The organism is Actinomyces sp. 594, assembly GCF_019325145.1.
Taxonomy (GTDB): Bacteria; Actinomycetota; Actinomycetes; order Actinomycetales; family Actinomycetaceae; genus Actinomyces.
Window position 1 is genome coordinate 1 of the sequence record NZ_PIZC01000011.1, and the last position, 14,918, is coordinate 14,918.

A 14,918-nucleotide genomic window follows, 5' to 3' on the forward strand; every position below is an offset into this window, starting at 1 on the left:
CCGCGGTCGAGGGCCGGCGGCGAGGCCGCCGGCCCTCACCATGACCGAGTATCCCGGCCGTCGCCCGTAAGCGACCGACGGCCCCTGGCCTGCACCGACCGCCCCAGGCGGTCGTCCCCTCGCCCTGCCCGTTTCGCCCATCTTCATTACTGCTTACGCCTGTCTTTTCTTTTCAGCCTCTTTCAGCATTGTGAAAGGTCCTTCGACAATGACGTCCCCAACCGCCCACAAACGCGGCGCCCACAGCGCCGCCGCAGGCGCGGATGACCCCGAATCCTCCCGTCGCACGACGCGAGAGCGGACCACGACAATCCGCTCCGTGCTCGGACGGGTGCTCGTCCTCGGCGCCGCCCTGGCCGTAGCCGCCTACCTGGTACCGCTGCTCATCGCCTCCCAGATGTGGCTATGGCTGTTCATCGTGGTGGCAGCCACCATCGCCATCTTCATGCTGTACTCCACCCACCGGTTCATCCCGGGCAAGTATTTTTTCCCCGGCACCTTCTTCCTGGCGGTCTTCCTGATCGTCCCGATCGTGATGACGATCCAGACCGCCTTCACGAACTTCGGCGACGGCTTCCGCGGCACGAAGGAGGACGCCATCACCACCATCACCAACAACTCCGTCATCCAGGCCGCCGACTCCCCGCTGTACAACCTGTCGGTGGCCACCACCGGTAGTGCCGAGGAGGGCCCCTTCACCCTGTTCCTGGTGGACACCGAAACCGACGAGGTGCTTTACGGGGCCGACGGCGAGACGGTCCAGCCCGCCAGCGGCATGGACCTGACGGTCACGGATGGCTTCGTCACCGCCGCCGACGGCTACACCATCCTGACCGGCAAGCAGATCAACACCGCCTACGACACCATCTCCAACCTGACCCTGTCGGTATCCGACACCAGCGCCATCAAGGTTCAGGGCGTGCGTTCGGCCTTCGAAGGCACCAAGACGATGGTGTACGACGAAGAGGCCGACTCGATCACGAATGTCCAAACGGGCGACGTCTACACGGTGCAGAAGATCGGCAACTCCGACTATTTCGTCAACGCCAACGGAGACAAGCTCGCCCAGTCCTGGAAGCAGAACATCGGCCTGGCAAACTTCCAGCGGCTTTTCGGCAATCAGAGCCTGCTCAAGCAGCTGGGCGGCGCCTTCGCCTGGACCCTGATCTTCGCCGGCGGCTCCATGCTGCTGACCTTCCTGCTCGGCTACTTCCTGGCACTCACCCTCAATGACGACCGCATCCGCGGCAAGAAGCTGTACCGCTCCTTCCTGCTGCTTCCGTACGCAGTGCCCGGCTTCATCTCACTGCTGATCTGGTCCAACTTCTACAACCGCGACTTCGGCCTCATCAACGAGATGCTGAACCTGCACATCAACTGGCTGGGAGACCCGAACTGGGCGAAGGTCGCGGTGCTGCTGACCAACTTGTGGATGGGCTTCCCCTACATGTTCATCGTCTGCACCGGCGCCCTGCAGTCAATCCCCGATGACCTGAAGGAGGCGGCCCGCATTGACGGGGCCTCCGGCTGGCAGACGACCACCCGGGTGATTACCCCACTGCTGCTGGTCTCGGTGGCGCCCCTGCTGGTGAGCACCTTCGCCTTCAACTTCAACAACTTCAACGCCATCCAGCTGCTCACCGAGGGCGGTCCCTTCGCCGCCGGCGAGTACACACGCGGCGGTACGGACATCCTCATCTCGATGGTCTACCGCATAGCCTTCGGCGGGTCGGGGGCCGACTACGGCTTCGCCTCGGCCGTCTCCGTCATCCTGTTCGTCATCACCGGCGTCCTGGCCGCGGCGCAGTTCACTGCAACCCGCCGCCTCGAGGACATCAACTGAGCGCGCCGGAAGGGACTGATTGAAAATGACTGAAGCGAAAACCGCTGCTACTCGCGCGGCCTCCCGTTCCGCCGCTTCCCCGGAAGCGGAGCCGAAACAGAACCGGATGCCTTTCGGCCGGTGGTTCCGGGAGATCGGCTGGCGTCACGTCGTCGGCGTGCTGGCGCTCGTATTCGCCGCCTTCCCGATCCTGTACGTCATCTCCGCATCCCTGAACCCCCTGGGGACCGTGGCCTCCACCTCGCTGATTCCCACCCGGGTCAGCCTGGTCAACTACCAGACGCTGCTCAGCGGCAACAAGGGTCCGTTCACGCGCTGGTACCTGAACACCATGATCGTGTGCGCGGTCGTGGCCGCAGCGCAGATCTTCTTCTCCGTGCTGGCCGCTTACGCCTTCAGCCGCTTCCGCTTCAAGGGGCGCCGCGGCGGCCTGCTGGCCCTGCTGCTGATCATGATGTTCCCCACCACGCTGTCGATGATCGCCATCTACAACATGATCTCCGGCATCGGCGACGTGCTGCCCTCCATCGGCTTGAACACACTGCTGGGCTACTGCCTGGCGCTCATGGGCGGCGCCCTGGGCCAGGTATGGCTGATCAAGGGCACCTTCGACACGATTCCCAAGGAGCTCGACGAGGCCGCCATCCTCGACGGCTGCACCCACTGGCAGGTCTTCTACCGGATTCTGCTGCCCTCCTTGAAGCCGATCCTGGCAACCACCTTCCTGCTGGCCTTCGTCGGCATCATCTCCGAGTTCCTGCTGGGCTCGATCTTCCTGACCGACAACTCCAAGAAGACCCTCGCCGTCGGCCTGTACGGCATGCTCTCCGGCGACCGCTCTAACAACCTCGGCATCTTCGCCGCAGGATCGGTCATGACCATGGTGCCGGTGATCGCCCTGTTCCAGTACCTGCAGAAGTACATCGTCGGCGGCGCGACCGCCGGAGCTGTCAAGGGCTGACCCGCAACGCCCGTGAGGAACAAACCAAGAACTGATCGATGACCTGTCTGAACACCACGCGCTATTTGAGTCAGCCGCACCACGACACCGGGCCGGCCTATCTGCTGGGTACGCGCCGCCCCGGAGCCGAGCTCACCGCCAGGTTGTGGGTGCCCGCACCCTGGGACCCCGAGCGCATCATCCTGCGCCAGGTAGTCGACGGCGAGCCCGCCCTGTCCAACGCCCAGCTGGTGGCCCGCACCGACGCCGGGTCCTGGTGGGAGGCACCCGTCCGGCTCGTCAACCCCACCAACCGCTACCGGTTCCTGCTGCTGACGCCGGACTCCGACCACCCCTACGTCTGGTTCCACGCCGCTGGCCTATCCGACCACGACGTTCCCGACGCCACGGACTTCCGGGTCCTGGCCGACGACGACGCGCCCGACTGGGTGCTCGATGCCGTGTGCTATCAGATCTTCCCGGACCGCTTCTGCGCCCACACCGCGCCGCATGAGCGCACCGCCCCCGGCTGGGCGCAGCCCCACGCGTGGCTCGCCGAGCCCCCGCTGGCGGGAGATCCCAGCGCGGCAGCCTGGTACGGAGGCGATCTGGACGGCATCGCCGACCACCTGGACTACTTACAAGACCTGGGCGTCAACACTGTCTACCTGACCCCGGTCTTCCCGGCGGGATCCGTGCACCGATACGACTCCACCAGTTTCGACCGCGTGGATGACCTCCTGGGCGGCGACGCGGCACTGGCCCGGCTGACTCGGGCGCTGCACGAACGCGGCATGCGCCTGGTGCTCGACCTGACCACCAACCACACGGGTGTCACCCATGACTGGTTCCGGCGGGCCGTCACCGATGCCGAATCCCTCGAGGCCGGCTTCTACTCCTTCGACCACTATCCCGACCAGTACTCGACCTGGATGAATGTGGAGTCGATGCCCAAGCTCGACCACCGCAGCCAGGCCATGCGCGACCGGCTGGTGCGGGGTCCTGAATCGGTGACGGCACGCTGGCTGCGCCCGCCGTACAACGCCGACGGTTGGCGCACGGACGTCGCAAATATGACCGGCCGGGCCGGCCTGGTGGACCTGGCCCACCAGGCAGCAACGGACATGCGCACCACCATGCGGCAGGTGCAGGCGGACACCGGGCACGAGCTGTGGCTGGTGGCCGAGCACGGGTACGACGCCTCCGGTGATCTAACCGGATCCGGCTGGCAAGGCACGATGAACTACCACGGCTTCACCCGGCCACTGTGGTCCTGGCTGGCCGCCCCCGATCCTGCCGACGGCCTGAATTGGCTGGGTATCCCCACCGGCATCCCGCGCCTGAAGGGCGGACCGGTCGCCCGCGGGGTGCGTGAGTATACCGCGCATATGCCGGCCACATCCATAACCCATTCGATGAACTTGCTCGGCTCGCACGACACGCCGCGTATCCGCACCGTCGTCGGCTCCCGGGAGGCACAGCTGGTGGCGGCAACCGCCCTGTTCACCGTACCGGGGGTGCCAACCGTGTTCTCGGGAGACGAGCTCGGAGCCACGGGCCGCACCGGAGAGCACTCCCGCACCACCATGCCGTGGGCCGCTCCGCCTGGTGCCGAGGCCACCGACGAGCTCGGCCCGGCCGGGGCGTGGGGTCCGGTGGACCGCATCGTCCTGGAACGCTACCGGCACCTGGGACGGCTGCGCCAGGAGCTGCCCGCGCTACGACGCGGGGGTATGCGTTGGGTGCACGCCGACGACGACCTGCTGGTATGGCTGCGCACTCATCCGGACGGCGACGTGCTGGTGACAGTTGCGCGGGCGGGCACCGCCGCGGTGGACCTGCCGCTGTCCTGCCTACCGGCCGGAGCGGTGGATGAGGTGTATTCGATGGATGGCGTAGGCGTATCCGTGCTCGGCGATGCGGGCGGCCACCTGACCGTGAGCCCCACCGGGCCCGGATCGGCCGTGGTCGTGCTGAGGCCGGCGCTTCCGCGCACTGAAAAGGTCTGCACCCACTAGGCGCGATATGCATGGCTCGTCTCAACCCGTACCGAGTACCGCCGGGTGGCGGCAATATCAGTTGGTTTCCCCTTAGGATGGGTATCGTGCAACAGCGCATCACCCTCGCCGACATCGCCGAGCAGGCGGGCGTGTCCACGGCGACCGTGTCCCGTGTCCTGAACGGCAAGTCGAACGTGGCCGAAGCGACCCGACGTCAGGTGCTGGTCGCCCTCGACCTGCTGGGCTACGAGCGCCCGGAGTCTCTCCGCCAGACCTCAAAGGGGCTGGTGGGGCTGATCGTCCCCGAGCTAACCAACCCGATCTTCCCGCTGTACGCCCAGGAGATCGAGCAGCTGCTCGCCCCCAGCGGGCACACCCCGCTGCTGTGCACCCAGACGCCGGGCGGCACCAGCGAGGACGAGTACATTGAGATGCTCGTGGATCGGGGGGTGGCCGGCATCATCTTTGTGTCCGGCCGCCACTCCGACACCGGCGGCGACGTCACCCGCTACCAGCGGCTGCGGGACCGCGGTGTGCCCCTGGTAACCGTCAATGGCAACGCCTCCACCATTAAGGTGCCCGGATTCGCCACCGACGATCGGGCCGCGGCCCGCATGGCGGTAGACCACCTGGCCAGCCTGGGCCACACCCGCATCGGCCTGGCGACCGGACCCGGGCGGATGGTGCCCGCACAGCGCAAGACCGCCGGCTACGAGGACGGTATACGCGCCAACCTGCCCGACCAGCCGCTGCGCATTGTGGAGACGCTGTACACCTACGAGGGAGGTGCCAGCGCCGCCGGCAGACTGCTGGAGCAGGACTGTACCGGGATCATATGCGGCTCGGACATCATGGCGCTCGGCGTCATCTCCGGGGTACGCGCCGCAGGCAAGAGCGTCCCGCAGGACGTGTCCGTCATCGGCTACGACGACTCCCCCCTGATCCCCATGATGAACCCCCCGCTGACTACCGTGCGCCAGCCCGTCGCCGCGATCTGCCGGGCGGCGGTAACCACGCTGCTGTCCGCGATCGCCGGCGAGCATCAGGCCGACACGGAGCTGCTGTTCAAGCCCGACCTGATCGTGCGCGGCTCCACGGCCCCGGCCCCGCACACCATGGTCTCCTGACCTGGTCTCCTGACCCGGCCTCACCCAGCTCCCACCACCCAGCCCCACCTCGCCGAGGTCGGTCGATCTTACGTGCCGAGGTCGGTCGATATGGCAGGCGATGTGAGTGCGTCAACGCGACCAGGTGCGGGCCAACCGCTCGCCGACGGCGGCCAGGCGCTCGCGCAGGGAGGACGGGGCGCCGCCATTCCAGGCCTCCCGCTGAGCTACGCCGGGTGCCTGAAGGGGGTATGCGGATACCACGCCCGCCTCCGCGAGCTCTCCGCGCGGCACGGCCAGGCGGCCCGCGACCAGCACCGTAGGCAGTGCCAGGTCTCCGGCCGCCCCACCGACCACCGCAACCACAGAGTCGGCAAGCACGTCGAATAGCTCTCCGGCTGCTGTCACAACCAGATCCTGGCCGGCCACCGCCTCCTCCAGCCCCAGTAGCCGTGACATGACCCGCGCGCCCGGCAGTGCACGCGCGCCAAGGGCACGCAGGACCAGTGCCGCTCCCCCGCCAGCGCCAGTGCCCCGAGCCGTGACCGACAGGTCTGTCCCACCGCCGCCCGCAACCGGCAGCAGGCCGCCACGCAGCGAGCCGGCCTGCTCAGCGATTCGCGCCGCGGCCGCGCAGGCGCTCAGGTTCAGCTCCTGTGCGCTTTGCCCGCTCATCGCGCTTACCTCACTCAGTGCCTGGCCGGCACCCCCGACGCCTCCCAGCGGTGTGTCATCGGCCAGGGCGAGTACCAGCTCCCGGCCCGCCATCAGAGCGCGGGCCCGCATCACCCCGCCCAGGCCCTCAAGGGCTCCCGCCCCGCCGTCGTGCACTGCGGTTGCGGCTAGTGTCACCACGAGCGTGTCACCGCGCTCCGTAAGCCGCAAGGCCGCGGCCAGGACCTGCCCGAGCCCCGTCGTCGTCCCGGACTGCGCCTCGCGCGCGGCCAGCTCGCGGTCGGCAGGCAGGGCCAGCAGCCGGGCAGCGTCAAGCAGCCAGGTGGCACCGTTTCGGCGATGGCCATCCACCGGTTCTGGAGTGGCCAGCCTCACCAGGTCGGTCTCCCGGACCTGCCCGAGTGGCCCCGGTGCGTGCAGGACACGCCTGGAGGCTATCCGCTCCCCAGTGACGCACTGAGCGGTACCCGGGCCGCCGTCGGGCAGCGGCAGGAGGGTCAGGGCGTCGGCGGGCCGCGCCTGCGCCCAACCCGCCGCTATCGCCTGCGCGACGGCGTCGGCGCCCAGGCCCAGCTCGGGCGCGACCAGGGGAACGCCACCGGGCTCTGGAAACATGGGGCCCGGCGCCAGGAGCACTCGCATGGGGCTAGTCCTCACCGTGTCTCTGGGTGTCTGTGGGTGTATCCGGGGGTCGCTCCCGAGGCTTGCCTCAGGAGTCCGTCTCGGGCGAGATCACGCCGCCAAGCCGGGCCAGCAGCAGCGTCTCCGCCACCACGATGCGCTCCAGGTCACCCAGGTGCATCGACTCATCTTCGCTGTGGGCGCGGGTGTCCGGGTCCTCGATCCCGGTCACCAGGACCTGCGCGTGGGGGAAGGTCTCCTTCAGGGTGGCAATGAACGGGATGGAGCCGCCCTGGCCGATGCTGACCGCCTCCGTACCGAAGGCCTCGGTGAGCGCCCAGTGGGCGGCCCTCCCCGCAGGCGTGTCAGCGGTGCCGTCAAAGGCGGGGCCCATTTCCCCGGCACTGACGGTGACCCGCGCGCCAAAGGGGGCATGCACCTGGAGGTGGGTCGTCAGGGCCGCGAGTGCGGCGGCCGGGTCCTGACCGGGAGCAATACGCAGGGACAGGCGCGCGGTGCAGGTGGGGGCCAGCACATTGCCCGCCACCGGCAGGGAAGTCACGTCCATGCCGATGACGGCCAGCGCGGGCTTGGTCCACAGCCGGGCGGTCAGGTCCCCGGTGCCGACCAGGGCCACACCGTCCAGGACGCCGGCGTCGGCACGGAAGTCGGACTCGGAGTACTCCGGGGAGCCGGGCGCAGCCAGGGGGCGAGAAACCAGCCCATCGACCGCGACGTCTCCGTGCTCGTCGTGCAGGGTGGCGATCAGTCGGCACATGGCGGTGACGGCGTCGATCACCGGCCCCCCATACTGGCCGGAGTGCAGTGCATGATCAAGCACGGCCAGGTGCACATCCACTTGCACCACTCCGCGCAGAGAGGTGGTCAGTGCCGGCACCCCCACCCGCCAGTTGGAGGAGTCGGCCACCACGATGACGTCCGCGTCCAGCTGCTCCCGATAGGTGCTCAGGAAGTTCTCGAAGGAGGGAGAGCCGATCTCCTCCTCCCCCTCAATGAACGCGGTCACCGAGCAGGGCAGTTCGCCGTTGTTCAACTCAGCCAGCAGCCTCAGCGCGTGCACATGTGCGATCACGCCGGCGCCGTCATCGGCGGCGCCCCGTCCGAACAGCCGCTCACCGCGCCGCTGTGCGGCAAAGGGATCTGCTTGCCGCCACTTATCGGGATTGCCCACGGGCTGGACGTCGTGGTGGGCGTACAGCAGCACCCGGGGGGAGCCGCTCGGCCCCTCCCGGTGGGCAAGCACGGCGGGGCGGCCGGGGCCCTGCGGACCCTGGACCGAAAGGACGTTCGCCTCCATTCCGGCGTCGCTCAGCAGCGCAGCCACGTGGTCGGCGGAGCGTCTGACCTGCGCCGGGTCGTGCCCAGCGGCGGAGACTGAGGGGATGGCCACCAGATCCGTCAGGTCGGCGACGACCCGCTCGAAGGAGTCATGGACGGCGGTGTGCACGGCGCGGGCGGTAATCATGAGTTGCAGGGTAGCGCGCTCCAGCCGCTACCCTGTTGCCCGTGAGTCTGTTAGAGAAGCTGCCCTTCGGCAGACGCGACCGGGCCGACGCCCGTGCGTCCGACGCACCGGCCGCACCCGCTAAGAAGTCCGGCAAGGGCCGCCCCACCCCCAAGCGCAAGGACGCGCAGGCACGAAATCTGCACCCGATCGTGCCCGCTGACCGCAAGGCCGCCAAGCGGGAGGCGCGCGCGAAGCAGGATGAGGCCTGGGAGCGGCAGCGCCAGGCCATGCAGACCGGGGACGAGCGCTACCTGCCGCCGCGTGACAAGGGTCCGATCAAGCGGTACATCCGCGACTACGTTGACGCCCGCTACTGCCTGGGCGAGTGGTTCATGCCGCTGACCCTGTTGCTGCTGATCGTGTTCATAGGCTTCTCCTCCCAGCAGACCCTGATCAGCTACTACTTCATGCTGGCGATCTACCTGTACCTGTTCATCGCGATCGGGGATGCGGTGGTCTGCTGGCGGCAGCTGCGACGGCGCCTGTACGCGAAGTTCGGCCGGGACAAGGTCCAGGAGCAGGGCACGATCTTCTGGTACATCTTCTCCCGGTGCTTCAACCTGCGCCGCTGGCGCCAGCCCGCTCCCCAGGTCGCCCGCAGGCAGTACCCCGACTGAGCCGGCGGGCCCGCCCTCCCAGCCGGGACTGGTAGAGGCCGGGCACCGGTCGCGGCACAACACATGTGCTGCGGCCGTCGGCACCGGGAAAGTGCGTGTTCGCCGTACCAATAGTTGCGCCACACTACTTCTCGCGCGATAGGCTGTGACCATGGTCGCATACCGTCATCTCGGCAATTCCGGACTCAAGATCACCGAAATCACCTACGGCAACTGGCTCACCCACGGCTCCCAGGTGGAGGCGGACACCGCAATTGAATGCGTGCGCACCGCACTCGACCTGGGCATCACCAGCTTCGACACCGCGGATGTGTACGCCAATACTGTGGCAGAGGAGGTGCTGGGCCAGGCGTTGAAGGGGCAGCGCCGCGAGTCCCTGGAGATCTTCACCAAGGTTTACTGGCCCGTCGGCCCCAAGGGCCCCAATGACGTAGGCCTGTCCCGCAAGCACATCATGGAGGGCATCGACGGCTCGCTGCGGCGCCTGGGCATGGATTACGTCGACCTCTACCAGGCGCACCGCTACGACTACGCCACCCCGCTGGAGGAGACCATGCAGGCCTTCGCGGATGTGGTGCGCGCCGGCAAAGCCCTGTACATCGGCGTCTCGGAGTGGACCGCCGAGCAGATCCGGGCCGGCCAGGAGCTCGCCACCCAAATGGGCTTCCGCCTGGTGTCCAACCAGCCGCAGTACTCCGCCCTGTGGCGCGTCATCGAGGAAAAGGTAGTGCCGACCTCAACCGAGCTCGGCATGGGCCAGATCGTCTGGTCGCCGATGGCCGAGGGAGTCCTGTCCGGTAAGTACCTGCCCGGGCAGCAGCCGCCGGCCGGCTCGCGCGCCACCGACGAGAAGGGCGGCAAGCAGATGATCAGCCGCTGGATGCGCGACGACGTGCTCACCGCCGTCCAGAAGCTGAAGCCGATTGCCGACGACGCCGGACTGTCCATGCCGCAGCTGGCCATCGCCTGGGTACTGCAGCACGACTTCATCTCCGCGGCGCTGGTGGGAGCCTCGCACCCGGAGCAGCTCGTAGAGAACGTCAAGGCCTCCGGTGTGAAGCTGGGTGAGGACGTGATGGCCGCAATCGATGCGGCTGTGGGCGACGTCGTCGAGCGCGACCCGGCCCTGACCCGCTCCCCCGAGCAGCGTCCAGCCTGACGCGCACCGCTAACCAGCGTGCCGGGACCGGTCGAGGCGGATAGCGCCGCTTCGACCGGTCTCGGTCTGAAAGTACTTGTGCCTACCGGCCCGGGGCGCGGCCGAGTCAGCGCAGGTGACGCGGAACCATTGCCAGGGCACGGTTGATACGACCGGGCCAGGCCGGACCGTTGTAGATGAATGCCGTGTAGGCCTGTAGCAGGTCAGCGCCGGCATCGAGCATGAGCTCGGCGTCCATGACCGATGAGATACCGCCCACGCCGATGATTATGGGCCCCTCCCCCATACGCGCGCGCAGACGGCGCACAACCTGCAGCGAGCGCGGCAGCAGGGGGGCACCGGACAGGCCGCCCTCCCCCAGATCGTGGTCAATGGTCGTATTGGTGGCCACCACCCCATCCAGCTTCATGTCCAGCACCAGGTCAGCCACGGCGTCGATGTCCTCATTGGCGAGGTCCGGCGCAATCTTGACCAGCAGCGGCACGTGGCGGTGCGCGGCATCATCCGCGGCAGCACGCACAGCGGCGAGGATCGGCCGCAGTGCCTGGACCTCCTGCAGGGAGCGCAGGCCGGGCGTATTGGGGCTGGAGACGTTGACCACCAGGTAGTCGACCCAGCGGGCGACCTTTGATGCGGAGTAGGCGTAGTCCTGCGCAGCCTGATCCAGGGGCGTGGTCTTGGTCTTGCCAATATTGGCGCCTACGACGATAGAGCGGCCGCGCGGCGTTGAGCGCAGGCGGCGCAGGCGCGCGGCGGCCTCATCCGCGCCAGAGTTGTTGAAGCCCATACGATTGCGGACCGCCCGGATGGTCGGGTAACGCCACATGCGGGGCTTGTCATTGCCCGGCTGCGGACGGGCGGTGAAGGTGCCGACCTCCACGAAGCCGAAGCCGAGCATGTCCATGCCCTCTACCGCCTGTCCCTCCTTGTCCATGCCTGCGGCCAGGCCCAGGATGCCGGGGACGGGGCGCACGAATGGTCCGCCCTGGTTGGCCGACGGCACGGGGAAGGCAGGGCGGCGCCCAAAGGCCTGCCGGACGACGTCGCGCACGAGCGGCACCTTGCTGGTCGCCTCGATTGCCTCCATACAGGCGTCGTGTATGGCCTCGGGGTCGATGCGGGTGAGAACGGTCTTGTACAGCAGGTCGTACAGCACGCGACCAGACTACTCGCACCGCTCCTTGGGCCCCATAGCTGTGCCTAACGGCTGTGATTGCAGTTCCCATTACGGTTCCCACAGCAGTTCCCACCGCAGTAGCCCGCGTTCACGTTGACGCCGCCGGGCTCCGCTAGCCTGGTTCCTGCAGATCCCATCGACGTACCCCAGTGACGACCGGCAACGAGGTGCCCCGTGTCCTTCAACCGCAACATCAAACTCGACCCCAACCGGGTACAGACGCGTTCCGGAGGTCGCCGTGGCGCCGCCATCGGCGGCGGCTCGGTGCTGGCAGTGCTGGCGGTACTCCTGCTCTCCCAGGTCACCGGCGTCGACCTGAGCGGACTGCTGGCCGCGCAGGACACCGCCCCCGACTCCTCCACCTCCGTGATCGACACGTCCATGTGCACCAGCGGCGAGTCCGCCAACCAGCACACCCAGTGCCGGATGATCGCAACCGCCGAGTCACTGGATGCGGTGTGGAGTGAGCAGCTGCCTGCCCAGGCCCGCACCGCCTACGCCGAGCCGGGCTTCATCCTGTGGGACGGGCAGTCCGTGTCGACGGCGTGCGGTTCGGCCACCAGCGCCGTCGGCCCCTTCTACTGCCCAGGGGACTCCAACGTCTACCTGGACATGAGCTTCTTCTCCGACATGGAGTCCACACTCGGCGCAAAGGACACCCCACTGGCGGAGGAGTACATCGTCGCCCACGAGTTCGGCCACCATATCCAGAACCTGCTCGGCGTGATGGGGTCAACCGACCGCTCCCGCAGCGGCGCAGACTCCGACTCAGTACGCACCGAGCTCCAGGCCGACTGCTACGCGGGCGTGTGGGTGCACTATGCCGCCACGACCGTTGACCCCGAGACCGGCACACCCTTCCTGGTGGAACCCACGGAAGCGGAGATCGCTACGGCGATTCAGGCGGCCGAGTCAGTGGGCGACGACCACATTCAGCAGCGCTCCCGCGGCACCGTCGATTCGGACACCTGGACGCACGGATCCTCCGAGCAGCGGGTGCGCTGGTTCACCACCGGCATGCGCTCCGGCTCCCTGGAGCAGTGCAACACCTTCGCCGTTTCCGGCTCCCAGCTCTGAGGGGACCCGCCGCCCGGTGGACGACGGGTCCCGGCAGGGCGCGGCGACGTCAGGCTCCATCGGGCGCTGCCGACAGTGCTCCCGGAGCCGTCAGGCGGCCAGCTGTGAGCCGATCCGGTAGGAGAACTCGACGAGCCGGTTGGAGAAGCCCCACTCGTTGTCATACCAGCCGAACACCTTCACCTCGTTGCCGACGACGGCGGTCAGCGGAGCATCGAATATCAACGAGTGCGGGTTGCCGACGATGTCGCGGGAGACGATGGGCGCCTCGGAGTACTGCATGTACCCGGCCAGCGGGCCGTTCTCCGCGGCCTCCCGGAAGGCGGCGTTGACCTCTTCCACGGACGTGGTCCGGCCCGCGACAATCGTCAGGTCGGTGATTGAGCCGACGGGAACCGGTACGCGCAGGGCGGCCCCGGTCAGGCGCCCCTCCAGTTCGGGAATGACCACTCCGATGGCGCTGGCTGCTCCCGACGACGTCGGGATGATCGACTCCGCGGCGGCACGGGCGCGGCGCAGGTCGCGGTGCGGTGCGTCGTGCAGGCGCTGATCTCCCGTGTAGGCGTGAACCGTGGTCATGAGTCCGGTTTCAATGCCCACCAGGTCGTTGAGAACCTGCGCGAGCGGTGCCAGCGAGTTGGTGGTGCACGAGCCGTTGGAGAAGACGTCAGCGGCGTGGACATCGAGCTCGCCGTCATTGATGCCCAGGACGAAGGTGGGAACGTCACCCTTCGCGGGGGCGGAGACGATCACCTTCTTGGCCCCGCCCTCCAGGTGGGCGGCGGCCTTGGCTCCGTCCGTGAAGAATCCGGTGGACTCGATGACCACATCGGCTCCTACGCTGTCCCACGGGATATGGGCGGGGTCGGGCTCGGAGAAGACCGCGATGCGTCGGCCGCCCACCACGAGCGCCTCACCGTCGGCGTGCACGTCCTCCAGACGGCCGCTGACGGAGTCCCACTCAAGCAGGACACCCAGCGTGGCGGCGTCGGTGAGGTCGTTGACGGCGACGACCTCGACGTCCGCGTGGTTGGCCAGCGCCGCCCTGAGATAGGTGCGGCCGATCCGGCCGAAGCCGTTGATTCCGATTCGCACAGTCATATCTGTTCTCCCTCGTTAGTTGGTTGTGGTGCGGTACCGCTCGTGGACGTGGCCGCGAGCGGCTGGTTGGCAGATCCCTATGGCCCGCCGATCTCCATCCCACGATGTGCAGCTGCGAATCCTCTGCGGCTCCACTGGCAAGGTGGCGGGCAGTGCCTAACTCCCGACACACAGTTCCGTGAGCCTTGGCCCTACTCGGAGTTTCTTCACCGCCGGGCCGGCCAGCGGCTCCCAACCGGGCCATCGCAACCGGTACCCGCTTGCGTGCGACGTGACGTCACACCCGACGCTGGGTGTGTCCGCCCCACCCGGGGCACCGCCGGCAACCGGGAGGAACCATGCCCACCGCACCCACCGCGCTCATCGTCGTTGAGTCCTGCTTCGGCAACACCCGGGCGATCGCCGAGGCCGTCGCCGCCGGGCTCACGGATGCCGGGACGCAGGCCCGGGTCCTTGATGCGGTCCAAGCACCCACCTCGCTGTCCGCGAAGCTCGATCTGCTGATTCTGGGAGCTCCCACCCACAACCGGGGACTACCGACCGCAGCCACGCGCACCCAGGCTCTTAAGCAAGCCGGTGCGACCGTGCCGAACAGCGGCATGCGCGAATGGCTGGCGCGCACCACCATTCCGGCCGTCCTTACCACGGCCGTCTTTGACACGGTGACCTCCAAGAGCTGGCTGAGCGGCTCGGCGGCCAAGGCGATTATCAAGGCCCTGCGGCGCGGGCGGGGCCGGGATGCACCGTCGATCAGGAGCTTCCTGGTTCAAGGGCAGTCGGGGCCCCTGGCCGACGGCGAGGAGGCGGCCGCCCGCACCTGGGGGCGTGCTCTGGCGGCGTTGGGCCTGATCGCCTAACTGTTCGTCATCGGCATGGAGACGATCGTGGCGCTGATCGGCTGCGTCCCGGTCCTGGGGTTCGCGGTTTGGCTCAGCACCAGGCTGTGGCGCTGAACGGCCGTTGTTGGTCCGGTGACAGCGGAGTCGTAGGCGCCTACGGTGGTCCCATGAGCCCCGCCTGTGATCCCTCCGAACCGTCCGCCGCCCTGCCCTGAGGACACCTCGGCTCAACCGA

General features: G+C 68.0%; 12 protein-coding genes. 8 read left to right on the forward strand and 4 right to left on the reverse strand.

From position 1 onward, the window contains the following. Positions 1-208: 208 nt before the first annotated feature. The 4 genes from GZ998_RS01190 to GZ998_RS01205 all read left to right on the forward strand — a co-directional run bounded on the left by GZ998_RS01190 (position 209) and on the right by GZ998_RS01205 (position 5,910). Positions 209-1,843 (forward strand): ABC transporter permease subunit, encoded by a 1,635-nt coding sequence (locus tag GZ998_RS01190; protein WP_219108492.1) that lies wholly within the window; start codon positions 209-211, stop codon positions 1,841-1,843. A gap of 25 nt (positions 1,844-1,868) precedes the next feature. Beyond that, positions 1,869-2,804: a sugar ABC transporter permease gene (locus GZ998_RS01195; RefSeq protein WP_219108494.1), complete on the forward strand. Its 936-nt coding sequence runs from the start codon at positions 1,869-1,871 to the stop codon at positions 2,802-2,804. 38 nt (positions 2,805-2,842) lie between these two features. After that, the gene (locus tag GZ998_RS01200; RefSeq protein ID WP_219108496.1) at positions 2,843-4,801 is read left to right on the forward strand and encodes an alpha-amylase family glycosyl hydrolase; all 1,959 of its coding nucleotides are present in this window, start codon (positions 2,843-2,845) and stop codon (positions 4,799-4,801) included. A gap of 86 nt (positions 4,802-4,887) precedes the next feature. Next, positions 4,888-5,910, forward strand: coding sequence for a LacI family DNA-binding transcriptional regulator (locus GZ998_RS01205; protein WP_161924200.1), 1,023 nt, complete (start codon positions 4,888-4,890; stop codon positions 5,908-5,910). Positions 5,911-6,021: 111 nt separating this feature from the next. Here GZ998_RS01205 and GZ998_RS01210 read toward each other — a convergent pair whose 3' ends face one another. Both GZ998_RS01210 and GZ998_RS01215 read right to left on the reverse strand, forming a co-directional pair. Next, positions 6,022-7,206, reverse strand: a complete 1,185-nt coding sequence (locus GZ998_RS01210; RefSeq protein ID WP_161924201.1) for a glycerate kinase — start codon at positions 7,204-7,206, stop codon at positions 6,022-6,024. 67 nt (positions 7,207-7,273) lie between these two features. Then, complete coding sequence (locus GZ998_RS01215) at positions 7,274-8,671, reverse strand: M20/M25/M40 family metallo-hydrolase (RefSeq protein WP_219108498.1); 1,398 nt, start codon at positions 8,669-8,671, stop codon at positions 7,274-7,276. A 47-nt stretch (positions 8,672-8,718) separates the two neighbouring features. Here GZ998_RS01215 and GZ998_RS01220 point away from each other — a divergent pair, with 47 nt between their 5' ends. Continuing rightward, complete coding sequence (locus tag GZ998_RS01220) at positions 8,719-9,330, forward strand: DUF3043 domain-containing protein (RefSeq protein WP_374939139.1); 612 nt, start codon at positions 8,719-8,721, stop codon at positions 9,328-9,330. A 151-nt stretch (positions 9,331-9,481) separates the two neighbouring features. Then, positions 9,482-10,489 carry an aldo/keto reductase family protein gene (locus GZ998_RS01225; RefSeq protein WP_219108500.1) on the forward strand — a complete coding sequence of 336 codons (1,008 nt, stop codon included), beginning with the start codon at positions 9,482-9,484 and terminating at the stop codon, positions 10,487-10,489. A 106-nt stretch (positions 10,490-10,595) separates the two neighbouring features. Here GZ998_RS01225 and GZ998_RS01230 read toward each other — a convergent pair whose 3' ends face one another. Continuing rightward, a complete protein-coding gene (locus GZ998_RS01230) occupies positions 10,596-11,645 on the reverse strand; it encodes a quinone-dependent dihydroorotate dehydrogenase (protein WP_161924204.1) in 1,050 nt (349 codons plus the stop codon). A gap of 195 nt (positions 11,646-11,840) precedes the next feature. Here GZ998_RS01230 and GZ998_RS01235 point away from each other — a divergent pair, with 195 nt between their 5' ends. After that, entirely contained in the window at positions 11,841-12,743 is a 903-nt protein-coding gene (locus GZ998_RS01235; RefSeq protein WP_161924205.1) for a neutral zinc metallopeptidase, read from the forward strand. 90 nt (positions 12,744-12,833) lie between these two features. Here the strand turns inward: GZ998_RS01235 and gap are convergent, their stop codons facing one another. After that, positions 12,834-13,844 carry a type I glyceraldehyde-3-phosphate dehydrogenase gene (gap, locus tag GZ998_RS01240; protein ID WP_219108502.1) on the reverse strand — a complete coding sequence of 337 codons (1,011 nt, stop codon included), beginning with the start codon at positions 13,842-13,844 and terminating at the stop codon, positions 12,834-12,836. Between the two features lie 338 nt (positions 13,845-14,182). On the opposite strand from gap, the gene GZ998_RS01245 reads away from it, so the two are divergent. Further along, a complete protein-coding gene (locus GZ998_RS01245; protein WP_161924207.1) occupies positions 14,183-14,701 on the forward strand; it encodes a flavodoxin domain-containing protein in 519 nt (172 codons plus the stop codon). Positions 14,702-14,918: the final 217 nt, after the last annotated feature.